The following is a 24,509-nucleotide window of genomic DNA, read 5'->3' on the forward strand; positions in this document are numbered from 1 at the left end:
AAGACATGCTCAAAAACATATAAAAGCGACTATTCTTTATTAGAAACTTTCTTATTTACAGCAAAAAAGAAGGGGATATCCGAAACCGGACATCCCCTCTCATCACCAAACCTCTTATAATTGTTATTTAGTAAAACGCTCTTTCAATTTTGTGATCATATCACGGGTCATTGTATCCAGGTCATAAGTCGGCTTCCAATCCCATTCTGCACGAGCACAAGTATCGTCCAGTGAGTTAGGCCATGATTCAGCAATTGCTTGACGCAACGGATCCACGTTATATTCCATCTGGAAGTCAGGAATATATTTACGGATGTTACTTGCAATAATTTCCGGATCGAAACTCATAGAAGCGATGTTGAATGAGTTGCGATGTTGCAAACGAGTAGGATCAGCTTCCATGATCTGGATAGCAGCATGCAAAGCATCCGGCATATACATCATATCCATAAATGTTCCAGCTGCAATCGGACATACAAACTTCTCTCCCTTTACTGCTGAATAATAAATATCGACAGCATAGTCAGTTGTACCACCTCCCGGAGGAGTTACATAAGAGATCAAACCGGGGAAACGAACCGAGCGGGTATCCACACCGAAGCGGATATTATAATAATCGCTCAGCAACTCACCGGAAACTTTTGTTACACCATACATTGTGCGTGGGTTACGAATCGTATCCTGCGGAGTTTTGTCTTTCGGAGTGTTGTTACCGAAAACACCGATTGAACTGGGAGTAAATACAGCGCAATGCATTTCACGTGCCACCTCCAGTACATTAAACAAACCACCCATACCGATCTTCCAAGCCAACTGAGGTTTTGCTTCAGCCACAGCCGAAAGTAAAGCCGCCAGATTGTAAATCGTGTCGATCTTGTATTTAGAAACTGTTTCAGCAATCTGCTGTTCGTTTGTTATATCAACAATAGCAGAAGGGCCTGATTCCAACAGTTCACCTTTAGGCTCTGCACCGGAAATATAACCTGCCACGATGTCGCCATCATAACGTTTTCTCAACTCCATGGTTAACTCTGAGCCGATCTGACCGGTAGAACCAATAATTAATACATTCTTCATTGCGTTTTATTGTCTTTTTAAGTTTTTTCCGCGGCAAAGGTATAGAGAATTAAATTGTTCCTGCATTATTTTCTTGTGTTTTTTAATACCAAAATTCAAAAAAAAATATGACCTTTGCTTGTTCAGTTGACAGTTGACTTTTAACAGTTAGCAGCTTACATAAACGAAAAGTTTCAAACTGTAACTTGTCAGCCTCAACTACAAACAATTTCGTCTACTTGATTCAAAAATACTAACAAAAAACAATGTTATGTACGGTAAATTAAAAGATTTCCTTACACAGGAACTGGCAAATATTAAAGCTGCCGGATTGTACAAGAACGAGCGTATTATCACTACGCCTCAAAGAGCCGACATTAAAGTAAATGCCGGAAGTAATGTTTTAAACTTCTGTGCCAACAATTACCTTGGTCTGTCAGACAACCAGCGTCTGATCAAAGCTGCAAAAGATGCTATGGATACCCACGGATACGGTATGTCATCCGTTCGTTTCATCTGTGGAACTCAGGATCTGCACAAACAGTTGGAAGCTGCTATCTCCGACTACTTCAAAACAGAAGATACTATTTTGTATGCTGCTTGTTTCGATGCAAACGGCGGTTTGTTCGAACCATTGTTCTCTGAAGAAGATGCTATCATCTCCGACGCATTGAACCACGCTTCAATTATTGACGGTGTTCGTTTGTGTAAAGCAAAACGTTATCGTTATGCCAATGCTGATATGGCCGACCTGGAACGTTGTCTGCAGGAAGCCCAGGCACAGCGTCATCGCATCATTGCAACAGACGGTGTATTCTCTATGGACGGAAATGTAGCACCGATGGATAAGATCTGCGAACTGGCAGAAAAATACGATGCACTGGTTATGGTCGACGAATCTCACTCAGCCGGTGTAGCCGGACCTACAGGTCATGGTGTGGCAGAGCAATATAATGTATATGGTAAAATTGATATCTTTACAGGTACATTAGGCAAAGCATTCGGTGGTGCTATGGGTGGTTTCACAACCGGTAAGAAAGAAATTATCGATATGCTTCGTCAGCGTTCACGTCCTTACCTGTTCTCTAACTCGGTAGCACCCGCTATTGTAGGAGCCAGTCTGGAAATGTTCAAGATTTTGAAAGAGAGCGACGCATTGCATACTAAACTGATGAACAATGTATCTTATTTCCGTGATAAGATGCTGGCTGCCGGTTTCGATATCAAACCGACCCAGTCTGCAATCTGTGCAGTTATGTTGTACGATGCAAAACTGTCTCAGGACTTCGCAGCCCGTATGCAGGAAGAAGGTATCTATGTAACAGGCTTCTACTATCCGGTAGTACCGAAAGATCAGGCTCGTATCCGCGTTCAGTTATCTGCCGGACACGAAACTGAACACCTGGATAAAGCGATTGCTGCATTTATCAAGGTAGGTAAAGAATTGAATGTTATCAAATAAGAAGTAGATTACATTATTATATAGAAAGAGCAGCGGTACATTCTTGTTTCCGCTGCTCTTTTCTTAGAAAAACTAACCATTAACCTTTAATAATTATTATCTTCCTCGCCATCAACGAGGTTGTTCAATTCAAACTCCAGACTTACCAAGTCCTTTCTCCATGACTTCAGGATATGGGACGGTGTTTCTTTCGGTGGATTATCTAGCTTCGCCTGGATATTGGATATCTCCAGTTCCAATCTTTCACGCCTGTTCATATCTATTTTTATTTATCACTTGTTTAACAATCACTCGATAATTAAACAACTATCCCTGTCAATATGTTCACGAAAAACAATCCGCACAGCGTATATCTTAAGCGTTCTGCAACTTCTTCATTTATTACCGTGAAGCCACTTCAATAAGACGGAAAGATTTCATATCTTTGCCTACCGAAAATAATAGACAATACAATAATTTTATGCAACTCAGTAATTATCACAGTCATTGCACATTCTGTGATGGGCGTAGTACGCCTGAAGATTTTGTAAAGTTCGCTATATCGCATGGATTCAGAGCGTACGGATTTTCTTCACACTCGCCCCTGCCTTTCGAAACATTCTGGAATATGTCGAAAGATGATATGCCCGAATATCTGGAGGAGATAAACCGATTGAAAGAAAAATATGCCGGCCAACTGGAAATATACACTTCCCTGGAAATTGATTATCTGGACGAGACTTATAACCCTTCCATTGCTTATTTTCAGGAACTGCCATTGGATTACCGGATCGGCTCCATTCATTTCCTACCCTTGTCGGAACATCTGAGTGAAGACAATATGGTTTGTATCGATGGGGCTTTTGCCGACTACAAAGACTCGGTAGACCGTTATTTTGAAGGAAAGATAAGCAAGCTGGTGACACGTTATTTCGATTCGACACTGAAAATGATCGAAGCCGGTGGCATCGATATCGTCGGACACATGGACAAGATCTATATGAACGGGCATAAATGCGAAGGTTTTTCCTTTGATGCAGACTGGTACCAGAAGCCATTTAAGGCGGTACTCGACCTGATCGCTCAAAAAGGATTAATGGTGGAAGTAAACACGAAGAACCTGATCAAAAAACAACAAATATTCCCGCGCAAGGAATATCTCGGTTTACTGAAGGATATGAATATCCCGGTAATGGTCAATTCCGACTGTCATTATCCTGATCTGGTGAATGACGGGCGTAGTGAAGCATTCGAAATACTAAAAGAGATCGGTTTCAGAACAACCCGCGAATTAATAAAAGGATACTGGCAGGACGTTGCCATATAAAAATAAAGCGACTTAAAGTCGCTTTATTTTTTTCTCTTATACAAGAAGGATTGCCACCGTTCCTCGGTATGATCCTGACGGAACATTTCGTAACGAGCCATTGTGAAAAGCAAATCAGATAAACGGTTCGTGAATTGAAGGATATTCTCTTCAACAGGATCTTGCCGGTTCAATGTCCACAAACGGCGTTCAGCACGACGTACAACCGTACGAGCCAATTGAAGGTGGGCGGAAATCAATGTTCCCCCCGGAAGGATAAAAAATCCGTTATCCTCCATCTGTGCCGTCAGCGTGTCAATCTGTTGTTCACAGAAAACGACCAGATCGTCCGATAAGGCATTAGGATTCTTATCGCGGATAGCCGATGGAGTCGCCACATGCGACATGACCACCATCAACTCCCGTTGTATCTTACCCAGCACATCTTGCCATTCATGTTCGGGAGGCAATAAAGCTCGTACGATACCGATTTGTGCATTCACTTCATCCAGTGTGCCGTTTGCTTCGATACGGATATCGTCTTTATCCACCCGTTCGCCGCCATGAATACCGGTACGACCTTTATCTCCTCCCCTTGTGTAAATTCTCATATTACTTTTTCGTTGTATCTTTCTTATCTTCTTTATCTTCCGGATGGATAATTCCTTTTACTGTTTCTCCGATAGGTAACTTATCCAGAACGCCAAGGCTTGGGGCAACCGTTTTAACCAATTGGTTCAAGAAGTTACCAGTTGTACCCTGCCCACCGTCAAATACGGTAATATCACCCAACTGTATGTGTTCAAATGCCTTCACCTGTTCGCCGGCAATTTCTTTCCACTGATCCACCATCTTGTACTGGATAGCGATAGCCGGATTCGATTCGGCAGCTTCAACCATTGCCTTGAAACCATCGGCTTCAGCCAGCAATGATTTCTTTTTACCTTCGGCTTCGGCTTCCAGTTTCATTTGGATGGCACGGGCTTCAGCTTCAGCCTGGGCCAAGGTAGCTTTTGCCTTCGCTTCGGCTTCACGGATCATCTTTTCGGCCACTGCTTCAGCCTGTAGAATAGCTTCCTGGCGGGCGATCTCTGCCGGAACGATCTTCTGTGCTTTCAAAGCTGATTCTACCTTTTTGGCCTTTGCTTCTTCCACTTCACGCTGGGCTATTTCGCGAGCTGCCTGTACAGAGGCTTCCGAACGGGCAGCAGCTTCACCGGCTTGTTTGCTTGCTTCGGCCTGGGTTACGGCTAGCTCGGCATCAGACTTGGCAACCTCTTTGTTTGCTTCGTTTCGTCCGACAGCGGCTTTCTTCCCTGCATCGGCTTTCTTGATTTCCATGTCGGAGTTCAGTTCGGCAACACGGCTTTCCTTATCTGTATTAGCTTTTTCGATATTGATATTTTTATCGGCTTCCGCACGAGCTACCTGCGATTCCTTTTCAGCATTGGCAACAGCTACTTGGGCGATACGTTCCTTATCGGCATTGGCCACGGATATTTCCTGCTGCTTCTTGGTTTCAGCAATAGCGATATCCTGATCCTTACGCGTTTCCGCTACGGTCGTTTCACGTTCGCGGATCTGGTTGGCGATCTTGATAGCACCGAGCTTTTCCTGTTCTTCGATATTGGCCTGTGCTTCATTCAAGGCCTTACTTTCAGCTTCTTTACCGAGATTGACAATATAGTTGGCCGCATCGCGTATGTCACTGATATTGATATTCATCAGGTAAAGACCGAATTTACGCAATTCCGTATCGATATTATCGCGCACCTTAGATAAGAACTTATCGCGGTCGGAATTCAATTCCTCAATAGTCATATCTGCAATAACCAGACGCATCTGACCATATACGACGTCGGTAATCAGGTTCTGCTTATCTTCCGGTTGAAGCCCCAGCAGACGTTCTGCGGCATTCTGCATAACTTCAGGATCCGTACTGATCGCCACCGTGATCGTGGTCGGTACATCCACACGGATATTCTGGGCGGACAAGGCTCCGGTCAATTTACAGTCGATCTGAAGAGGTTTCATGGAGAGGAATTCATATCCCTGAATGATTGGCCACACAAATGCCGCCCCACCATGATACAGTTTTGCTGATTTCTCTCCGGCTGTCTTACCGTACACAACCAACACTTCATCACTCTTACATTTACGATAACGAGACAGTATCCCGATAAAAGATAGGATAATGACCACCACCAGAATGGCCACCATAATTAGCATTTCCTGTGTCATAATTTAATTGTTGAGTTTGTTATTATTGTATATAAATTGTCCCTGATTCTACTTTGCAAACAATTGTCCGATCGCCTGTCTGATAATCTTTTCCTTCCAGCGAGCGGACTTCCATCTCACGCAATGCGCCATTCATGGCTACCTGAACGATATACCGGATCCCGTCGCGGGCATAAATTGTACATTCCCTTCCTACCAGCGCTTCTGTTTTCTCCGGTTTATTTTCTTTCTGAAGCTGATAGGCTTTCTTATAGAGAAACCACAGAATGAAAACGAATGCCAGACCGATCAGGATACCGATCAGAAAAGTCGATATAGCCGTGCTGTTAGAAATGTACATATACCATCCGAAGCCGATACAAAAATGAGTAAATCCCTTAAATGATACGGCACTGCTAAGGTCGGCATCTATATCCGTATCTGTATCCAGGTCGCCGAAAAAGATAGACATGATAAACTGTATCAGAAATATTACTGAAGCAACGATTGCGATACCAAGAAAAATAGTATTGACCATGGCATGAATTATTAGTTTATACGAAAATAAGGATTATTTCAATATAATCGGCATATATAATAAAAATATGTATGTTTGCAACAAATAATTCATATCCCATTATGCAGACGATCATAAAAAAAGTACAGCAATCACTCACAGAAAACATAGATGAAAAGACCCGGCAGACCGCCCAGAACTTCTTTAAAGAGAAGATCATGTATCACGGCGTAAGGATACCTACCGTCAACAAAATCAGTAAAGAGTCTTATGCAGAGATCAAGGAACTGCCTAAAAATGAAATATTTTCATTATGCGAAGTATTATGGGAGTCGGGATACTCGGAAGAATCTTATATTGCCTGCAACTGGTCTTACTACCTCCATCCACAATACCAGCCGGAAGACTTTTCCGTCTTTGAGAAATGGGTAAACAACTATGTAAGTAATTGGGCCTCATGCGATACTTTGTGCAACCACAGCGTCGGAACATTCTTGGAGATGTATCCGGAATATATATCCCGCTTGAAAGAATGGGCACGGTCGGATAACCGATGGACTAAGCGGGCGGCTGCCGTCACCCTGATTATCCCCGCCAGAAAAGGGTTGTTTCTACAGGATATTTTCGAGATAGCAGATATTCTCTTTTATGATCCGGACGATCTGGTACAAAAAGGATACGGCTGGATGCTGAAAGCCGCCAGCGAAGCGCATCAACAAGAAGTATTCGATTATGTGATGTCGAAAAAGGCGACTATGCCCCGCACTTCCTTAAGATATGCTATTGAGAAGATGCCTAAAGAGTTAAAGGCACAGGCGATGGCGAAATAATGGCTAGATAAGTCCGTTCAAGTAATCGGTAAACCACTGGTTGTGTGCACCGTCACCCCAATAAAGATGGGTGTAGCCGGCCAAGACATTCTTATACCTGTACAGCGGCGTATCGACAGAACTGCCTTTCGCCGTCTGTGCCGTAGCGACCGAGATAAGAGGTGCTTCACCTGGCAGGATACGGGAATAATGAAATTCGTGCCCTTTCAAAACATAATCTTTATAATGCAAGGTACGATATCCCAGACGCAGTTTCATCTGTTCCATTGTTGCCGACTGGTTGAGCAGGCCAACCATCGGATAAGCGTTTCCTTCTGTCGATCTTATCTCGTTGCATAAATACATCATCCCGCCACATTCGGCCAACAACTTCCCTCCTGCTTCCGCATACCGACGGATCGCCCGGAGCATGAACTGGTTGGATGATAATTCAGACAGATATAGTTCCGGATAGCCTCCCGGCAAATAGATAAAATCGGACTCGGGTAATTCCGTATCCTTCAACGGACTGAAAAAAGTAACCTTACCTGATCGATGCAACATGCGGATATTCTCTTCATAAGCGAAGTTAAAGGCAGCATCACGGGCTATCGATATTCTAAAGGAAGATGATCCGTTATCCGGTAATAGATCAACAGATGACTTCATAACACCCGGCTGATAAGCCGTCAATTCCAAAAGCCGATCGATATCGACATACTTTTCCACCAATCCGGCTATACGGTCGGCAAAATCATCAAAGCAAAAGGCCTCGTCCAACGATAATCCCAGGTGGCGGCTGGGTATTTCAACATCCGCCTGTTTAGGAAGATATCCCAACGCCTCCACTCCGGCATCCCGACAAGCCTGTTTCAAGAAAGAGTAATGACTTTCGGATGCAACAAAATTAAAAACAGCACCAACAAGCTTGATCCCTTTATAGAAATTCCTGAAACCGTATAGCAAAGGAGCAACAGAATAAGCCGTACTTTTCGCATTGACAATCAGCACCACCGGAATATTCAACGTTGCAGCGATCTCGGCACTGCTGCCCTTCATGCCGTCATATCCGTCAAAAAGTCCCATCACCCCTTCAGTAACAGCATAATCAGCCTCCGCCGTATAGCGATCGTATAGATCACGGACATGCTGTTCCGACATCATAAAACGATCCAGATTGACAGAGGGGCAACCGGCCGCCAGCTTGTGATGACGCGTATCGATATAGTCAGGCCCACATTTGAAAGGTCTGACATTACCGCCTCGGTTCTTCAATGCCCGAAGTAGCCCCAATGTAAATGTTGTTTTACCGCTTCCTGAAGAGGCTGCGCCTATTAGCAGATGAGATTTCATAAGTATTCCGGTAAAGTGAGTGCTAAAGTAAGACTGTGCCATGCCCTTGGCACAGTTGTGCCATTCGGGCTGCACAATTGTGCCAAAGGCATGGCACAATTATGTAACCTGTATATGAGAGTAGTCTTAATACTGCTCTTTCTCATTCGGGAAATCCAGTGTCTTCACATCCTCTATGTAGGCTTGCACCGCACGAGTGATCTCTTCACCGATATTGGCATATCTGCGAAGGAAACGAGGAGAAAATCCCATATTGATACCCAGCATATCATGCATAACCAATACCTGACCGTCTACACCTCCACCGGCACCGATACCGATAATAGGAATAGTTAGTTCGGAAGCTACACGGGCTGCCAGTTCTGCCGGAATCTTTTCCAACACAATAGCGAAACAGCCGATCTCCTCCAACAAATGGGCGTCATCGATCAACTTCTGTGCTTCAGCCTCTTCACGGGCACGTACAGTGTAAGTTCCGAATTTATTAATAGACTGCGGAGTTAATCCCAGATGCCCCATAATAGGAATACCTGCACAAAGAATACGTTCGATGGATTCTTTTATTTCACTTCCTCCCTCCAGTTTAATACAATCGGCATGTGTTTCCTTCATCACACGGATAGCGGAAGCCAAAGCCTCTTTCGAGTTTCCCTGATAAGTACCGAAAGGCAGGTCGACCACGACCAATGCACGTTGTACGGCTTTCATAACCGACTTACCGTGGTAAATCATCTGATCCAGCGTTATAGGAAGCGTTGTCACATTTCCGGCCATCACATTCGATGCTGAATCGCCAACCAGAATAACATCCATACCTGCCTGATCGATTAGTTTAGCCATTGAATAATCGTAAGCTGTCAACATGGAGATTTTTTCTCCGCGTTGTTTCATTTCCATCAGGCGATGTGTAGTCACCTTTCTTGTATCATCTAAATCCCTCTTTGCAACTGACATAATGCTTTTTGTTAATTGTTACGGCGGCAAAGTTAAGGATTATCTGTAATTAGCAAGACAAACAATAAAATATTTATGCCGTACAACATATGTTTATTTTTATTTATCTTTGCACCCGTTTAGATTTAACGTTTATATAATACAAGCAAAAATGAAAAAGTTAGTTTTAACTATGATGGTTGCATTCATAGCAATCATCAGTGCCAATGCACAGATTTACGTAGGTGGTTCATTTAACCTTACTCACAACAAGAATGCCGATCTGACCAATTTCACTATCGCACCAGAAGTCGGCTACAACTTAAACAAAACATGGGCTATAGCTGCTGAGATCGGTTATACTCATTTGAAAGAAAAGGGTATAAAAGCCAATGCTTTCAACTTTGCACCTTATGCCCGTTTCTCCTTCTTTGAAAGAGGCATTGTACGTCTGTTCCTGGACGGTGGAGTCGGCATTTCAACCTCCAAAGTAGAAGGTAATGATAGCAACAATGGTTTTGAGATCGGTATCAAACCGGGTATCGCACTTGAAATTTGCAAAAACCTGACATTCGTTACTAAATACGGATTTGCCGGTTACCGTGATGACTATAAATATTCAAACAGCACATCCGGTGTTAGTTTGGGTTCTGAAGACCTTAGCTTCGGTTTCCATTACGAATTCTAATTATCAATCAAACAGGAAGAGCCTGTCTTTATCCAACTTGGATAAACAGGCTCTTTTTCTTTCCGAACACCACTTCTTCAAAAAATATTCTGTTGCCCGGAATATATCATTATATTTGCATCCACTGAAATATAAGAATACAATATGGACCATTCAGATTTACTATTCCGGAAAGCAGAAGAAGCAGATATAACACGTATCTGGGAAATTATCAAACAAGCCAAAGCACAAATGCGACGGTTGAACAGCCATCAATGGGATGAGAATTATCCGGCACTTGAAAACATTGCCAAAGATATTCAATCGGGAGACGGATATGTCTTTTGTAATAAAGATAATATAGCTGTCACTTATGGCGTTATTTCTTTCGACGGAGAACCCGCCTACAAAGAAATCGACGGTAAATGGACAAACGACCTTCCTTATATGGTAGTTCACCGATTGGCCGTAGCCGAAGAGATGAAACGCCAGGGATTGGCAAAACGTTTTATGTTGCAGGCGGAAGAAGTAAGTCGTAGCAAGGGCGTCTATGAATTTCGCATTGACACCAACTTCGACAATCAATATATGCTCCGCTTAATAGATTCTTTAGGATTCAGTTATTCAGGAGAAGTTCCCTACAGAGGAGAAAAACGCAAAGCGTTTGAAAAAAGCATTCGCCCCCACTCCTCTTCTTTCGGAATTCCGGGTTATACGATCCGGGAAGCTATTTATGAGGATGCAGAAATCATATACGAGGCAATCGATAAACATCGTGAGGATTTACGGATCTGGTTACCGTTTGTCGATGGCTTAAACTGTGTTGCCGATGAACAGTCATTCCTGGAATCCACATTAAAAGTGCCTTACAAAGAACGGGATGTCATATATATCATCGAAAAAGGTTTTGCGATTTGCGGTCTGATCGGCTTCCATTTCTCAGACCGGACAAACCATCGCACGGAAATAGGTTACTGGCTGCTTCCTGAGTATCGGGGAAAAGGTGTTATTACGCGGGCCGTTCATTATCTCTGCGAATGGGCATTCTTTGAAAAAGATTTCAACCGCATCCAGATACGATGTGCAGTAGGCAATCAACCAAGTAACGCCATTCCTCAGCGTTTAGGCTTCACGCTGGAAGGGACAGAACGCGATGGGGAATTACTGGTTTCCGGTGAATACACGGATATTCATGTGTATAGTCTATTGAGGAAGGAGTTGGAGTAGAAATAATACATTAATCAACCTGTGCAAAAATTACACAAGTTCGAACAAGTTGCAGTAAACCTCATCAATCAAAACAATTAAGATGGAACAAGAAATTCAATTAAACGAACACAATAAACAGGAATATCCATCAAGACAGATAAATGGATTTGACACATCCTCAATTATTGTTTATACGACTAAAGATAGCCAAATATCATTAGAAGTGAAGATGAATGGTGATACCGTATGGCTTACGCAACCCCAAATGGCAGAGTTATTTGGGAGAGAAAGAACAGTGATAGGCAAACACATCAAAAGTATTTTTAAAGAAGGAGAATTAGAACCTAAAGTGGTATGTGCAAAATTTGCACATACCACTCCACATGGAGCTATTAAAGGGAAATCGCAAACACGCGAAATCGTTTATTATAATCTCGATGTTATCATATCAGTGGGTTATCGTGTCAAATCTTTACGTGGCACCCAATTTCGTATCTGGGCAAACAAAATATTGAAAGACTACCTTATTAAAGGATATGCCATCAATAACAAAATAAAATTAGAACGGTATCAAGAATTAAAGGATATGGTTCATATCCTCGGTAACACGCTTAAAAAACAGGAACAGCTTACATCGGAACAATCAAAAGGTTTATTAGCCGTAGTAACCGATTATGTCTATGCCCTCGATACCTTAGATAAATATGATTATCAGCAACTCACCATCGAAGAGACTACAAAAGGCGACAGATTCCATGCCACTTACCAAAATGCAATGGAAGCCATCCGAAGCCTGAAAGGGAAATTTGGAGAGAGTGAACTGTTTGCCAATGAAAAAGACATCATGGTAAAAGTAGTAGTAAATTTAATCAATCAAAATAATTAATATGGAACAAGAAATTCAATTAAACGAGCACAATAAGACAGAGTATCCACCGATGCATAGTGCAGAACACATTTTGAACCAGACAATGGTTCGGATGTTCGGATGCCCACGTTCCAAAAATGCTCATATAGAAAGGAAGAAGAGCAAGTGTGACTACATTTTAACGGAAGAACCTACTGCTGAAACTATGGCAGAAGTGGAGCGCAGAGTAAACGAAGTGATCGACCAGAATCTGCCGGTTGTCATCGAGTTTATGACAAAAGAAGCTGCCGCCGATATAGTAGACCTGAGCAAACTTCCGGAAGAAGCCAGCGAGACATTGCGTATCGTACGTATCGGCGATTATGATGCCTGCGCATGTATCGGAGTCCATGTTAACAATACATCCGAAATTGGCCGCTTCAAATTACTGAATTACGACTATACGGATAATAGACTGAGACTTCGTTTCAAGCTGGAAGCAAAATAAGAATTTCTATACATTAATATATTAAGAAGGCTCCTGATTACTTCCTTTGATTAAGTAACACAGGAGCCTTTAAATATTAAAATCAAATTACCTCGAGCGCACCTCCCGGCGCATAAAAGAGACATAAGATAAAGCAAAACAGATAAGTGTAGCGGCAATCAACCCTGTCAACTGCGGCCATACCACCAGCAGGCTCTGTCCTAATGGCAAGGGACTGGGAATTGCGCCATGAACCTGTTCCATCGTCAAGGGCCCCAGGCTACGCACCGAAGGCATTAGCAATGTTGTCGTTGCTTCATTGAACAGCTGGCTGGGGGCAAAACGCAGTAAATTAAGCATAAAGCGTTGGTAACTGATTATCTGGTAATCGCTGGCATAACCTGACGGACTCAATGCTTTCCCGATCAGGTTTATAATCATGTTATAAAATACGCTAAAGAACAACCAGATAGCCACACAAGCCAACGCCGAAGTAGCCGCCTGACGGAACTGGATTGAAAAGAAGATCGACAAATTCAACCAAAAGCCGACATAGAAGATACTAACGATAATAAAAAATACCATCCGTAAAAACTCTTCTGCCGTAGGCGGAATCCCAATAGCTATCAATCCGAATCCCATCACCAGAAATCCCAGCGAGAACAACATTATCGCTATCACGATCAGTGCTCCTACAAATTTCGCATTGATCAGATAATCACGGTGGATCGGCTGTGACAAGATACGGCTAAGCGTACCCCGGTTCTGTTCAGAGTTTATCGCATCAAATCCGAGAGCAATCCCCAATAAAGGCCCTAAAAAGCTGATAAAGACAACAAAGGAAGGCAACGTTCCATCCGAAACCGTAAACAGCTTCAGGAAAAGGAAAGCATTATCCGGATCATTCGGCTTGATGGAGGCTGCGATATTAGTCAGAGCAGTATACAGCGACCCCATACAGGTCAGGGCAATAATAACGATCAGGATGATAAACCGCCAGCTCCTCACATGGTCGGATACTTCCTTATTTACAATGACCCAAAAAGGATGATATATTCTATTCATGCTCTTTACCTCCTTCGAAATAACGATTATAAATATGTTCGAGTGCATGCTCCTCTTTCTGCAACTCCGCCAACCTGATATCGGCCAGTAACTTGCCACTGCTAAATAGTCCAACCCGATTACAGACCTGCTGAACCTGATCCAGATGGTGGGAAGAGAATAACACTGTCTGCCCGTCTTTATGGCTTAACTGACGGATCAGATCCATAAATTCACGCACACCCGAAGGATCAATACCCGAAGTCGGTTCATCCAAGATGATCACTTCAGGTTCCTTTATCAACACATCCGCCAGTCCTAGACGTTGACGCATACCCCGAGAATATTTACCGGCTTTCTTTTTTCCGTCATTAGACAGCCCTACCCGGTCAAGTAATTGAACCGCTTTCTGCACAGCCTCTTCCTTCGCAATACCATTCAGCTGCGCTGTGTAAACCAGATTTTCGATGCCGGTCATATCATCGTAAAAGCCGACATCTTCGGGTAGATAACCGACCTTCCGTTTCACTTCTATCGGATGGGTAGTCGAATTTATGCCACATACCATAACCGACCCGGCAGTAGGTTCCGTCAGTCCCAGCATCATAAGGATAGTAGTTGATTTACCGGCGCCGTTTGGACCGAGCAAACCAAATATATCACCTTTCTCCACAGTGAGATTCAGGTCGTTTACTGCAGTAAAACCACCGTACTTTTTAGTCAGGCCGGTAAGTTCGATAACATGCTGCGACATGGCTTACCTCCTTCCGTATTTGCGGAACAGATAATACACACCACCCAACACTACTACAATAATAAATACACCGACCCATCCCCAGATCATCGGAGTTTTTACAGAGATGCGAAAATCGGCAGTAGCATTGACCTCCGGTGTCTTTGCTTCCATTTTAGTAACATAGTCACCCGGAAGGGCTTTCTTCGAAGCCTTTACCGTGGCTACGACATTCGTGCTCTGCCCTGCTCCTAACTTTACGATCTTAGCCGGATCGAAAGTGACTTCCCAATCCACCGGTTTACTGGCCGAGAGCGCAATATCTTTCAGTTCGGCAGAGCCGTTATTCTTTACCACCAGATCTATCCGCTTGACATCACCGGCTGTAATATCTGAGCTAAGCAATCCTCTCGGTGTAGTCAGTTCCATTTCATACGAACCTGTAATCACCACTTCCAGTTCGAGGTCGGCAGAGGTCGAGCCGGTCGATGCATGAACAGGTATCTTATAATTTCCGGCAGCCACATTCGCCGGAGGATTGATGTCGATCGTAATATTTTGAGTGGCATTAGGTTCCACCTGGGCGGAAGTAGCCTGTTTATAGTTCGGTTTGAAAACGACATTCCATCCGCGTTGAACATCGGCGGTCAGGGCATATAGTTGTTGCTCCGCTGTCCGGTTCTTTATGGTCGTATTAAATGTAAACGTAGATTTTGAATTCCCTTCCATATTAGGTTGGGTGGTTGTAAAATCCGTCTGGTAGGTTCCTTGTTTGGAGACGGTGATCGTAAGGGGCAGCTTTGCCATTCCATCTGCAGAAACAGTAAATTGATAAGTTCCCTTGTTTACTTTTACCGGGACTTCCACTTTCAAAGAGAAATTCTTTTTCTCATCCGGAAGAACCGATAATTCACTGATAGTAAAACCTCCGGACTTAATCTCATAGTCCCATCCACGAGGCATTCCTTCAATGGAAATTTTAGCGTTTTTCACTTCGTCACTCTTGTTGATGACGTCAATACTATAGTCGATAGATTCTCCCGGCGGCACAGATATCTTTGTGTAGGGAGTGTACAACATCACGCCTTTTTCTGAATCTGTGGCGTGCATCTTACAAGGGATAAGACCCAATAACAGTACAATAAGTAGATTTAAACAGTTAGTTTGCATAGTTCATAAAAATTTTCTTTCAAAAATGATTATCAATAGCTGCGCACAAATATATAAACAGACTTTATTATCGACTATTAAAAGTTTAAAAAAAAAATTATTCTGTTATTAACAACTGCTCCGTTTCAGGCTCTCCTATAAACAAAGCAAACACATATCATTTGTTATACACATTAATAATAAATAGACTTTACAAAGAGAGTCGATTGCTAAATAGACCGAATTATTCTGTAAATGTAATACCGAAATAAAATATTTTTATGTAAGTTTGCGAGCGCTAAGAAAGACATTTTATACAGAAATTTAAATATAAGAGTTATGCAATCAATTGACAATTTCAATTTTGCCGGCAAAAAGGCATTTGTAAGAGTTGACTTCAACGTTCCATTGGACGAAAACTTCAACATCACAGACGACACTCGTATCCGTGCCGCTCTTCCTACCCTTAAGAAGATCCTGGCAGACGGCGGCAGTGTAATTATAGGTTCTCACCTGGGCCGTCCGAAAGGCGCTACTGATAAATTTTCACTGAAGCATATCCTGGGTCGCGTATCTGAGTTACTGGGCGTAGAAGTTCAGTTTGCTAACGACTGTATTGGCGAAGAAGCTGGTGCTAAAGCAGCTGCTTTACAACCGGGCGAAGCTTTATTACTGGAAAACCTTCGTTTCTATGCTGAAGAAGAAGGCAAACCAAGAGGTTTGGCCGAAGATGCTACAGACGACGAAAAGAAAGCAGCTAAGAAAGCAGTAAAAGAAAGCCAGAAAGAATTCACTAAGAGATTGGCTTCTTACGCTGATTGCTACGTAAATGATGCTTTCGGTACTGCTCACCGTGCTCATGCTTCTACTGCACTGATCGCTGATTACTTCGATACTGACCACAAGATGTTCGGTTACCTGATGGAAAAAGAAGTAAAAGCCGTAGAAAAAGTAATGAACGACATCGCTCGTCCGTTTACTGCTATCATGGGTGGTTCTAAAGTTTCTTCTAAAATCGAAATTATCGAAAACCTGTTGAACAAGGTAGACAACCTGATCGTAACAGGCGGTATGACTTATACTTTCACAAAGGCTATGGGTGGCAAGATCGGTAACTCTATCGTTGAAGACGATAAACTGGATCTGGCTCTCGACCTGATGAAGAAAGCAAAAGAAAAAGGTGTAAACCTGGTATTGGCTGTTGACGCTAAGATCGCTGACGCTTTCAGCAACGACGCTAACACTAAATATGCTGACGTTAACGAAATTCCTGACGGATGGGAAGGTCTTGACATCGGCCCTAAGACAATCGAAATCTATTCAGAGGTTATCAAGAACTCAAAGACTATCCTTTGGAACGGTCCTACAGGCGTATTCGAATTCGAAAACTTCACAGACGGTTCTCGTGCAGTAGGTAACGCTATCGTTGAAGCTACAAAGAACGGTGCATTCTCTCTTGTTGGTGGTGGCGACTCTGTTGCCTGCGTAAACAAGTTCGGTATTGCTAACGCCGTTTCTTATGTATCTACAGGTGGTGGTGCTTTGCTGGAAGCTATCGAAGGTAAAGTTCTTCCGGGTATCGCAGCTGTAAAAGGCGAATCATACAAATAAGAAGTATTTTTAACTATATAAAAAAGGCAATCTTATGAAAAGGTTGCCTTTTTTATTTCTATATTTCCGCCCTAATCATTCAATTTTAATATAAGATGAAAGCTACCTATCTGATTTTATGCATTTTCCTGTTTGCACAAGGCCTTTTTGCCCAGCAACCCAGTAAGTCATACAACAACATCACAGACTTATTAAACGGTACGTATAATACGACTTTAAGCGTTTTAGTTGAAAAACGGACTAAAAACCAGATATTCATGTCCGGAGGTGGTGATTATAAGATCTATAACGGAGACAAAGAAACCGACAAGCTGATCAAAACAAAAATCTATGCCATAGAAGTAAACGATTCACTGTATGTAAACTGCCGGAAACTGAAGTTCAAAAAACGTGTTATCGGAGGCTGGTTTGCACCTGCCATAGTATGTCGGGGGAAAGTATATTTCTCTGCTATTTCGGTTGGTCCGAACGCAGCAGCAGCTTTTGGAGTTATAGGAGGCGCCGTCCAAGCAGCCAACGAAGCTTCTTCCCGCGTTTATTACGAAATGGATCCGGCTGAAAAAGAGCTGGATAAAGTCGGTTCGGAAAAAATGATGGAAATCCTTAATGACTACCCCGAACTACGTGAACAATATGAAAAAGAGGCATTAAAAGAACATATAGAAATCGTATCCAAATATTTACAGAAAATCAATCAGCTAAATCAATAAAGCCTATGATCGCTTTATAAATATTTTTGTACCTTTGCCCGACATTATTCGAAAATCATTGAAAATAACATAGAATTAAAGAAAATGGCAAAAGAGCTGAAAGAACTGACTAAGAGAAGTGTAAACTACTCTCAGTGGTACCAGGATTTGGTGATTAAAGCGGATTTGGCGGAAAACTCTGCCGTACGTGGCTGTATGGTTATCAAACCTTACGGATACGCAATTTGGGAAAAGATGCAACGTATTCTTGACGATATGTTCAAGGAAACAGGTCACGTAAACGCTTATTTCCCTCTACTGATCCCGAAATCATTCTTGAGCAAGGAAGCTGAACACGTAGAAGGTTTCGCCAAAGAATGCGCCGTTGTAACACACTATCGTCTGAAAACAAATCATGACGGAACAGGTGTTGTTGTTGACCCGGCAGCCAAACTGGAAGAAGAACTGATCATCCGCCCGACATCGGAAACAATTATATGGAATACCTATCGTAACTGGATCCAGTCTTATCGCGACCTGCCTATTCTGGTTAACCAATGGGCTAACGTGATGCGTTGGGAAATGCGTACCCGTTTATTCCTCCGTACCGCAGAATTCTTGTGGCAGGAAGGACATACAGCTCACGCAACACGGGAAGAAGCAGAGATCGAAGCAAAGAAAATGCAGCAAGTATATGCTAACTTCGCAGAAAACTATATGGCTATGCCGGTTGTAAAAGGTGTCAAGTCTGCCAGCGAACGTTTTGCAGGTGCTTTGGATACTTATACGATCGAAGCGATGATGCAGGACGGAAAGGCTCTGCAGGCCGGTACTTCCCATTTCCTGGGACAGAATTTCGGTAAAGCATTCGACGTTACTTTCATCGACAAGGAAGGTAAGAGCGATTATGCATGGGCTACTTCATGGGGGGTTTCAACCCGTCTGATCGGTGCGCTTATCATGTCTCACTCTGACGACAATGGCCTGGTATTGCCTCCGCACCTGGCTCCTATCCAGGTTGTGATCGTTCCGATCTATCGTAACGACGAACAGTTGGCTCAGATCAGCGAAAAAGTAAGCAGTATCGTTGCCAAGCTGAAGAAGATGGGTATCTCCGTTAAGTTTGACGATGCAGACAACAAAAAACCGGGATGGAAGTTCGCAGAATACGAACTGAAAGGTGTTCCCGTACGTCTGGCTATGGGCGGACGCGACCTGGAAAACAACACGATCGAGGTAATGCGCCGCGATACGCTGGAAAAAGAAACCATCACTTGCGACGGTATCGAAGAATACGTACAGAACCTGTTGGAAGAGATCCAGCAGAACATCTTCCAGAAAGCCCTCGACCACCGTACTGCTTGCACGGTAACAGTAGAGACTTACGAAGAGTTCAAAGAAAAGATCGAAGAAGGCCTGTTCATTATGGCTCACTGGGACGGTACTCCCGAAACAGAAGAACTGATCAAGAACGAAACCAAAGCAACTATCCGTTGTATCCCTCTGGAAGGCGACAAAACTCCGGGTAAATGTATGGTTACCGGTAAACCTTCCGCACAACGCGTATTGTTTGCACGAGCTTATTAAAAATAAATATAAAAAGACAAAAGCGGTAAGCATCCTTCTATTGAAGGAGTTTACCGCTTTTTTCATATCCGTATAGCGTAAAAGTCTTATTGTATCATTTTATATAGGAAAAAAGTCAAAATTAGAACTAAGACCAATGCCCAAAGCTCTAATTTTGTGACAAAAGAAATAATACTTTTTTATTCTATATAAACTTAATACAAATACAGATGAAAATAACCTTATCCTCGTTATTGGCCGCTTTCGTCTTTATACTGGCCGGATGTACTTCCGGTTCTACGGTCAAGATAAAAGATCTCCGGGTTGAAATGAAAGAGAACCCGGTTGGCATAGGTGTATCACAACCCCGTTTTATGTGGAAAATCTCCTCCGGATCACCTGATCTCGTTCAAACCTCGTATCAGATACAGGTAGCCGACTCTCCCGACAAGCTGAAAAACGGAGATGATTTATTATGGGATACCGGTGAGATAAAAAGCGATGCTTCCATACAGATTCCTTATGAAGGTAGTCCGTTACAATCCAGGAAACAATATTACTGGCGTGTTAAATCTAATACAAACCAGGGAACAACGAACTGGAGCGAAGTAAACACCTGGTCGATGGCATTACTTAATCCTTCCGAATGGAAAGCGACATGGATCGGTGAAAACAATCTTTCCAATCAGGGAGAAACATATCAGGGTAAGAGCCGCCTGGCCGCCCGCTATCTCCGCAAAGAGTTTACAGCAGACAAACCCGTTCAAAGGGCCGTTCTCTACATTTCAGGTCTCGGTTCATCCGAGTCTTACATAAACGGTAAACGTGTCAGTGAAGATATTTTCGCACCCGGGCCGTCCTGGTATCCTAACCGCGTATATTATAATGTATACGACGTAACCGGCCTGCTGTCGAAAGATAAAAACACGATCGGTATTGCATTGGGTAACGGACGTTACTTCGGAATGAGAGATATGCAAAAAGCAACTTTGCCCTCTTTGCTGGCACAGCTAGAGATCGAATACACCGACGGCTCACAAACGACTATCCTCAGCGATACTTCATGGAAAGTAACATCCAAAGGCCCGATCATTGCCAACAACGAATTCGACGGAGAAGAATATGATGCACGACTGGAACTGGAGGGATGGAATAAAAACGGTTTCGATGACTCCAAATGGCTGGCGGCCGATGTAATGGAAACTCCACCGGGAGAATTAACCGTACAGGCCAATCCCAACCTTCGCATTCAGGAAGAAATAAAGCCTGTCAACATCACCGAAAGACCGGACGGAAAATATATCATCGATATGGGGCAAAATATGGTCGGTTGGCTGGCCATCGACCTGAAAGGGAAAAAAGATCAGCCTATCACAATGACATTCGCAGAAATACTTAAAGAAGACGGCTCGCTTTATCTGGATAACCTGCGGACAGCCAATGTCACCGATATTTACACTCCGGCCAAAGATGGTAATTTCAGTTGGAAACCTTCATTCGTCTATCATGGTTTCCGTTTTGTTGAAATCACCGGACTCGATTATAAACCGGAATTAGCCGCTTTCACCGGTGCTGTGATCTATGATGAGATGAAGACTACCGGAAAGTTTGAAACCTCCAATCCACTGGTCAACCAAATCTATAAGAATGCCTATTGGGGTATCCGCGGCAATTACCGGGGAATGCCGACCGACTGTCCGCAGCGTGACGAACGCCTTGGCTGGCTGGGCGACCGCGTAACCGGAGCGTACGGGGAAGCTTTCATCTTCGACAATGCCCTTCTGTATAATAAATGGTTGCAGGATATTGAAGACTCTCAGAGTCCCGAAGGAAGTATTTCCGATGTATCTCCCCGCTATTGGACATTATATAACGACGATGTTACCTGGCCGGCAGCTTATTTCTATGTAGCCAACCTGCTCTATCGCCAGTTTGGAGATAAAAGCGGCATCATCAGACACTACCCGTCTATGAAACGCTGGATGGAACACATGCAGCAAACAGCCATGAAAGATTACATCATCGTCAAAGACACCTACGGCGACTGGTGTATGCCTCCGGAATCGCAGGAACTGATCCATTCGCAAGATCCGGCCCGTAAAACCGATGGTGCTATCCTGGCCACTACCATGTATTACAGCCTTTTGAATATGATGAGCGAATTTGCCCGGTTAAGCGGACACGAGAATGATATTGCTGCTTATCAGGAATTGGCTGCAAAGATGAAAGAAGCATACAATGCGAAATATTTCAATCCCGAAACAGCCCAATACGGAAACAATACGGTTACAGCCAATATGTTGTCATTGCGTCTGGGACTCGTTCCGAATGGATACGGAGAAAAGGTATTTGCCAATATCGTAAAGAAAACAGAGGAAGATTTCAGTGGTCATGTCAGCACTGGTGTACTGGGAATCCAGCACTTGATGCGCGGCCTTACCGAATATGGCCGGGTAGATATGGCTTGGAAGATTGCCACGAACGAGACCTATCCCAGCTGGGGTTATATGGTTAAAAAAGGCGCCACCACCATCTGGGAACTCTGGAATGGCGACACTGCTGATCCGGCAATGAACTCCGCCAACCATGTCATGCTGCTGGGCGATCTGATCATCTGGTACTACGAAGACCTGGCAGGCATCAAATGTGCCCAGGATGCTATCGCTTATAAGAAACTGGTCATGGCGCCGGTATTCCCCGAAGGATTAAATTCTATTTCTGCATCTTATGAGTCTGTCTACGGAGAAATCAAAAGTGCCTGGAAAAAAGAGAACGGATCTTTCAACTGGGATATAACGATTCCGGGCAATACATCAGCGATTGTACGGATACCGAAAGAGTTCGGAATCAAACACGCCAACCAGCCGGGAATCAGAAAAGTAAGCGACACTGCTACCTATACGGAAATAGAGATCGGTTCGGGTAGTTATCATTTTTGACGCACTCCTTTTTCATTCCCGGCATTCCATTTATTAGTAGTATAAATACTGGCATATTATAAAGCAAAAGCTACTTATTACTAATCCGAAAGTCCTTATCTATTATATTTTTGACCTGGGTAGTAAAGCTTTTTGACCCAGGTGATAAACGTTTAGCACCTAGGTAAAAAACGTTTTTGACCAAGGTCAAAAATATAATAGATAGGGACTTTTACATTAGAGAATTATTACTTGAGGATTAGAAAGCTATAGGATCTCATTTAAATTACTACCTTTGGAAGAAAAACTAATCTATACTTGTATGGAACTGATTCTTCCCCCCAAGATGAATGCCCCGGAGCCAATCACGCTGGATACAAACGTATTGGTTGTAATAGGAGCTAACGGAGCCGGTAAAAGCTCATTCGGTAGAGATCTGCTGGAGCGTTATCCTGATCGATCCATGAAGATTTCGGGAATGCACTCTTTGTTTATCAGCAGTAACGATGAGAATGTACAGCCCGAAGGTAACGAACTTTCCCGCCTTCAATCGATGATCGCGGAACGCATCTTCATGCCCCGCCTCTCAGAATACGAAAAACTGATCCTGCGCTTGCAAAGTGAAGAGTTCGAAGCTGCGGTAAATTATAAGGAAGCATGTAAACAAACTCCGGACCTGGAACCGCCCGTTACCAAAATAGACCGCATACAGGCCATCTGGGAGAAAATGTTCCCTCACAATCGCCTGGTCAGGAAGTCCGGTTTTATCGAGCTGGCCTCTACCAGCCGCGACGGCAACTCCTACACGGCCGGTAGAATGAGTGATGGTGAAAAGATCGTTTTCTACCTGACCGGAGCCGTACTTTGTGCCGGACCGAATGAACTGTTAATCATCGAAGAGCCGGAAATACTGCTTCACAACTCGATCAAGAACCTGCTTTGGGATGAGATCGAAGCCATGCGCCCCGACTGCACATTCGTTTATCTGACACATGATATTGACTTTGCTATTTCACGTCCCGAAGGGAAACGGATCTGGATCAGGGATTATAATGCCGACGCCCATGTCTGGGATTACCAACTGATAGAAAGCAACGACAGTCTGCCCGAAGAAGTATATATCGACATTCTGGGCAGCCGCAAACCGATCCTTTTCATTGAAGGAACCGATTCCAACAGCATCGACAACCGTCTCTACCCGCTGATCTTCCCCGATTATATGGTCAAGCCGATGGGTGGTTGCCAGAAGGTGATCGAAACGACGAAGGCTTTCCGGCAGTTGCAAGACTTCCATACGCTGGAATCGATGGGGATCGTAGACCGCGACCGCCGTACGCAGGGAGAGATCGACTATCTGCGAGATCAGCATATCTTCGTTCCCGATGTAGCTGAAGTTGAGAATCTGCTAATGCTCGAACCGGTTATCAAAACTGTTGCCAGCCGGCTGATGAGAGATCCCGAACAGGTATTCAACCAAGTAAAAGAGAATGTAGTCAAACTATTCGAGAAAGACCTGGAAAGCCAGGTGATTCTGCATGCCAAACATCGTGTACGTAAGAAACTGGAAACGACAGTCGACCGCAAAATAACGACCGTCGAACAACTGACTGAACATGTGGAAAGCATCCGTTTCAATGTACATGTGGATGAAATATACAATGGGATAAAAGATAAGTTTATTCAATATATTGAAACCTGCGACTACAAAAATATCCTTCGCGTGTACAATCAGAAGGGAATGTTACCGCAAAGCCGGTTGTGTAACATCTGCGGTATCAGCAACAAAGAAAGTTATCTGAACCTCATTCTCTCTATACTGAAGGAAAACAAAGAGGATGCAGCAGTGATACGCACATCTATCAAAGAATCCTTAGGGACATAAAAAGTTATCAAAAATGCGGGAAAAGTCCGTAAAAAATCGTTCTTTTGCACATTATTACAACGACATTAACTG

At 43.4% G+C, this 24,509-nt stretch carries 22 protein-coding genes; 12 read left to right on the forward strand and 10 right to left on the reverse strand.

What is annotated here, in order from left to right; genetic code table 11:
• Window positions 1–123: 123 nt before the first annotated feature.
• Entirely contained in the window at window positions 124–1,077 is a 954-nt protein-coding gene (locus HMPREF1212_RS12920) for an NAD-dependent epimerase/dehydratase family protein (RefSeq protein ID WP_028728757.1), read from the reverse strand.
• A gap of 250 nt (window positions 1,078–1,327) precedes the next feature.
• On the opposite strand from HMPREF1212_RS12920, the gene kbl reads away from it, so the two are divergent.
• Window positions 1,328–2,518 carry a glycine C-acetyltransferase gene (kbl, locus tag HMPREF1212_RS12925; RefSeq protein ID WP_028728756.1) on the forward strand — a complete coding sequence of 397 codons (1,191 nt, stop codon included), beginning with the start codon at window positions 1,328–1,330 and terminating at the stop codon, window positions 2,516–2,518.
• Between the two features lie 86 nt (window positions 2,519–2,604).
• On the opposite strand, the gene HMPREF1212_RS27170 is transcribed toward kbl, so the two are convergent.
• Complete coding sequence (locus HMPREF1212_RS27170; RefSeq protein ID WP_167331512.1) at window positions 2,605–2,775, reverse strand: hypothetical protein; 171 nt, start codon at window positions 2,773–2,775, stop codon at window positions 2,605–2,607.
• A 203-nt stretch (window positions 2,776–2,978) separates the two neighbouring features.
• Between HMPREF1212_RS27170 and HMPREF1212_RS12930 the strand changes: the two genes are divergently transcribed.
• A complete protein-coding gene (locus HMPREF1212_RS12930) occupies window positions 2,979–3,824 on the forward strand; it encodes a histidinol-phosphatase (protein ID WP_046149634.1) in 846 nt (281 codons plus the stop codon).
• Window positions 3,825–3,847: 23 nt separating this feature from the next.
• Here the strand turns inward: HMPREF1212_RS12930 and HMPREF1212_RS12935 are convergent, their stop codons facing one another.
• Genes HMPREF1212_RS12935 through HMPREF1212_RS12945 form a run of 3 tightly spaced genes read right to left on the reverse strand, consistent with a single transcriptional unit; the run spans window position 3,848 to window position 6,561 of the window.
• Window positions 3,848–4,414: a cob(I)yrinic acid a,c-diamide adenosyltransferase gene (locus tag HMPREF1212_RS12935; RefSeq protein ID WP_046149635.1), complete on the reverse strand. Its 567-nt coding sequence runs from the start codon at window positions 4,412–4,414 to the stop codon at window positions 3,848–3,850.
• Between the two features lies 1 nt (window position 4,415).
• Window positions 4,416–6,044, reverse strand: a complete 1,629-nt coding sequence (locus HMPREF1212_RS12940) for a flotillin family protein (protein WP_046149636.1) — start codon at window positions 6,042–6,044, stop codon at window positions 4,416–4,418.
• Between the two features lie 22 nt (window positions 6,045–6,066).
• The gene (locus HMPREF1212_RS12945; protein ID WP_046149637.1) at window positions 6,067–6,561 is read right to left on the reverse strand and encodes a membrane protein; all 495 of its coding nucleotides are present in this window, start codon (window positions 6,559–6,561) and stop codon (window positions 6,067–6,069) included.
• A gap of 101 nt (window positions 6,562–6,662) precedes the next feature.
• Here HMPREF1212_RS12945 and HMPREF1212_RS12950 point away from each other — a divergent pair, with 101 nt between their 5' ends.
• Window positions 6,663–7,370, forward strand: a complete 708-nt coding sequence (locus HMPREF1212_RS12950) for a DNA alkylation repair protein (protein ID WP_232430094.1) — start codon at window positions 6,663–6,665, stop codon at window positions 7,368–7,370.
• Between the two features lie 3 nt (window positions 7,371–7,373).
• On the opposite strand, the gene HMPREF1212_RS12955 is transcribed toward HMPREF1212_RS12950, so the two are convergent.
• A complete protein-coding gene (locus HMPREF1212_RS12955; RefSeq protein WP_046149639.1) occupies window positions 7,374–8,702 on the reverse strand; it encodes a cobyrinate a,c-diamide synthase in 1,329 nt (442 codons plus the stop codon).
• A 126-nt stretch (window positions 8,703–8,828) separates the two neighbouring features.
• Window positions 8,829–9,656, reverse strand: coding sequence for a 3-methyl-2-oxobutanoate hydroxymethyltransferase (gene panB / locus HMPREF1212_RS12960; protein ID WP_046149640.1), 828 nt, complete (start codon window positions 9,654–9,656; stop codon window positions 8,829–8,831).
• Between the two features lie 151 nt (window positions 9,657–9,807).
• On the opposite strand from panB, the gene HMPREF1212_RS12965 reads away from it, so the two are divergent.
• The 4 genes from HMPREF1212_RS12965 to HMPREF1212_RS12980 all read left to right on the forward strand — a co-directional run bounded on the left by HMPREF1212_RS12965 (window position 9,808) and on the right by HMPREF1212_RS12980 (window position 12,866).
• Window positions 9,808–10,323, forward strand: a complete 516-nt coding sequence (locus HMPREF1212_RS12965) for an outer membrane beta-barrel protein (protein ID WP_046149641.1) — start codon at window positions 9,808–9,810, stop codon at window positions 10,321–10,323.
• 144 nt (window positions 10,324–10,467) lie between these two features.
• Window positions 10,468–11,529: a GNAT family N-acetyltransferase gene (locus HMPREF1212_RS12970; protein WP_046149642.1), complete on the forward strand. Its 1,062-nt coding sequence runs from the start codon at window positions 10,468–10,470 to the stop codon at window positions 11,527–11,529.
• 82 nt (window positions 11,530–11,611) lie between these two features.
• On the forward strand, window positions 11,612–12,397 hold the full coding sequence (locus HMPREF1212_RS12975; RefSeq protein ID WP_046149643.1) for a virulence RhuM family protein: 786 nt from the start codon (window positions 11,612–11,614) through the stop codon (window positions 12,395–12,397).
• Window position 12,398: 1 nt separating this feature from the next.
• Window positions 12,399–12,866, forward strand: a complete 468-nt coding sequence (locus HMPREF1212_RS12980) for an alanyl-tRNA editing protein (RefSeq protein WP_046149644.1) — start codon at window positions 12,399–12,401, stop codon at window positions 12,864–12,866.
• 87 nt (window positions 12,867–12,953) lie between these two features.
• Here HMPREF1212_RS12980 and HMPREF1212_RS12985 read toward each other — a convergent pair whose 3' ends face one another.
• From HMPREF1212_RS12985 to HMPREF1212_RS12995, 3 genes are read right to left on the reverse strand one after another with little or no spacing between them, the layout of a single operon-like run.
• Entirely contained in the window at window positions 12,954–13,910 is a 957-nt protein-coding gene (locus HMPREF1212_RS12985) for an ABC transporter permease (RefSeq protein ID WP_028726637.1), read from the reverse strand.
• The gene (locus tag HMPREF1212_RS12990) at window positions 13,903–14,643 is read right to left on the reverse strand and encodes an ABC transporter ATP-binding protein (protein ID WP_046149645.1); all 741 of its coding nucleotides are present in this window, start codon (window positions 14,641–14,643) and stop codon (window positions 13,903–13,905) included. Before HMPREF1212_RS12990 ends, HMPREF1212_RS12985 begins: the two co-directional genes overlap by 8 nt.
• A gap of 3 nt (window positions 14,644–14,646) precedes the next feature.
• The gene (locus tag HMPREF1212_RS12995; RefSeq protein WP_046149646.1) at window positions 14,647–15,792 is read right to left on the reverse strand and encodes a COG1470 family protein; all 1,146 of its coding nucleotides are present in this window, start codon (window positions 15,790–15,792) and stop codon (window positions 14,647–14,649) included.
• A 318-nt stretch (window positions 15,793–16,110) separates the two neighbouring features.
• On the opposite strand from HMPREF1212_RS12995, the gene pgk reads away from it, so the two are divergent.
• The 5 genes from pgk (at window position 16,111) to HMPREF1212_RS13020 (ending at window position 24,437) form a co-directional block, all read left to right on the forward strand.
• Entirely contained in the window at window positions 16,111–17,382 is a 1,272-nt protein-coding gene (gene pgk / locus HMPREF1212_RS13000; RefSeq protein WP_046149647.1) for a phosphoglycerate kinase, read from the forward strand.
• Between the two features lie 95 nt (window positions 17,383–17,477).
• Window positions 17,478–18,092 (forward strand): DUF6563 family protein, encoded by a 615-nt coding sequence (locus tag HMPREF1212_RS13005; RefSeq protein WP_052724990.1) that lies wholly within the window; start codon window positions 17,478–17,480, stop codon window positions 18,090–18,092.
• 84 nt (window positions 18,093–18,176) lie between these two features.
• Window positions 18,177–19,658, forward strand: a complete 1,482-nt coding sequence (proS, locus tag HMPREF1212_RS13010; protein ID WP_046149648.1) for a proline--tRNA ligase — start codon at window positions 18,177–18,179, stop codon at window positions 19,656–19,658.
• Between the two features lie 209 nt (window positions 19,659–19,867).
• Window positions 19,868–22,576 (forward strand): alpha-L-rhamnosidase, encoded by a 2,709-nt coding sequence (locus HMPREF1212_RS13015; RefSeq protein WP_046149649.1) that lies wholly within the window; start codon window positions 19,868–19,870, stop codon window positions 22,574–22,576.
• Window positions 22,577–22,877: 301 nt separating this feature from the next.
• Window positions 22,878–24,437, forward strand: a complete 1,560-nt coding sequence (locus HMPREF1212_RS13020; protein WP_046149650.1) for a DUF4435 domain-containing protein — start codon at window positions 22,878–22,880, stop codon at window positions 24,435–24,437.
• The last annotated feature ends 72 nt before the right edge of the window (window positions 24,438–24,509 follow it).

Origin of the sequence: Parabacteroides sp. HGS0025 (assembly GCF_000969845.1) — a bacterium.
GTDB classification, from domain to species: Bacteria; Bacteroidota; Bacteroidia; order Bacteroidales; family Tannerellaceae; genus Parabacteroides; species Parabacteroides gordonii.

Coding starts and splice junctions, on each gene's coding strand:
- HMPREF1212_RS13020 (WP_046149650.1), top strand. CDS start 22,878: ATGGAACTGATTCTTCCCCCCAAGATGAATGCCCCGGAGCCAATCACG.
- HMPREF1212_RS12975 (WP_046149643.1), top strand. CDS start 11,612: ATGGAACAAGAAATTCAATTAAACGAACACAATAAACAGGAATATCCA.
- HMPREF1212_RS12990 (WP_046149645.1), bottom strand. CDS start 14,643: ATGTCGCAGCATGTTATCGAACTTACCGGCCTGACTAAAAAGTACGGT.
- pgk (WP_046149647.1), top strand. CDS start 16,111: ATGCAATCAATTGACAATTTCAATTTTGCCGGCAAAAAGGCATTTGTA.
- HMPREF1212_RS12970 (WP_046149642.1), top strand. CDS start 10,468: ATGGACCATTCAGATTTACTATTCCGGAAAGCAGAAGAAGCAGATATA.
- kbl (WP_028728756.1), top strand. CDS start 1,328: ATGTACGGTAAATTAAAAGATTTCCTTACACAGGAACTGGCAAATATT.
- HMPREF1212_RS12985 (WP_028726637.1), bottom strand. CDS start 13,910: ATGAATAGAATATATCATCCTTTTTGGGTCATTGTAAATAAGGAAGTA.
- HMPREF1212_RS12995 (WP_046149646.1), bottom strand. CDS start 15,792: ATGCAAACTAACTGTTTAAATCTACTTATTGTACTGTTATTGGGTCTT.
- proS (WP_046149648.1), top strand. CDS start 18,177: ATGGCAAAAGAGCTGAAAGAACTGACTAAGAGAAGTGTAAACTACTCT.
- HMPREF1212_RS12965 (WP_046149641.1), top strand. CDS start 9,808: ATGAAAAAGTTAGTTTTAACTATGATGGTTGCATTCATAGCAATCATC.
- HMPREF1212_RS27170 (WP_167331512.1), bottom strand. CDS start 2,775: ATGAACAGGCGTGAAAGATTGGAACTGGAGATATCCAATATCCAGGCG.
- HMPREF1212_RS13005 (WP_052724990.1), top strand. CDS start 17,478: ATGAAAGCTACCTATCTGATTTTATGCATTTTCCTGTTTGCACAAGGC.
- HMPREF1212_RS12935 (WP_046149635.1), bottom strand. CDS start 4,414: ATGAGAATTTACACAAGGGGAGGAGATAAAGGTCGTACCGGTATTCAT.
- HMPREF1212_RS12945 (WP_046149637.1), bottom strand. CDS start 6,561: ATGGTCAATACTATTTTTCTTGGTATCGCAATCGTTGCTTCAGTAATA.
- HMPREF1212_RS12930 (WP_046149634.1), top strand. CDS start 2,979: ATGCAACTCAGTAATTATCACAGTCATTGCACATTCTGTGATGGGCGT.
- panB (WP_046149640.1), bottom strand. CDS start 9,656: ATGTCAGTTGCAAAGAGGGATTTAGATGATACAAGAAAGGTGACTACA.
- HMPREF1212_RS12955 (WP_046149639.1), bottom strand. CDS start 8,702: ATGAAATCTCATCTGCTAATAGGCGCAGCCTCTTCAGGAAGCGGTAAA.
- HMPREF1212_RS12920 (WP_028728757.1), bottom strand. CDS start 1,077: ATGAAGAATGTATTAATTATTGGTTCTACCGGTCAGATCGGCTCAGAG.
- HMPREF1212_RS12940 (WP_046149636.1), bottom strand. CDS start 6,044: ATGACACAGGAAATGCTAATTATGGTGGCCATTCTGGTGGTGGTCATT.
- HMPREF1212_RS13015 (WP_046149649.1), top strand. CDS start 19,868: ATGAAAATAACCTTATCCTCGTTATTGGCCGCTTTCGTCTTTATACTG.
- HMPREF1212_RS12950 (WP_232430094.1), top strand. CDS start 6,663: ATGCAGACGATCATAAAAAAAGTACAGCAATCACTCACAGAAAACATA.
- HMPREF1212_RS12980 (WP_046149644.1), top strand. CDS start 12,399: ATGGAACAAGAAATTCAATTAAACGAGCACAATAAGACAGAGTATCCA.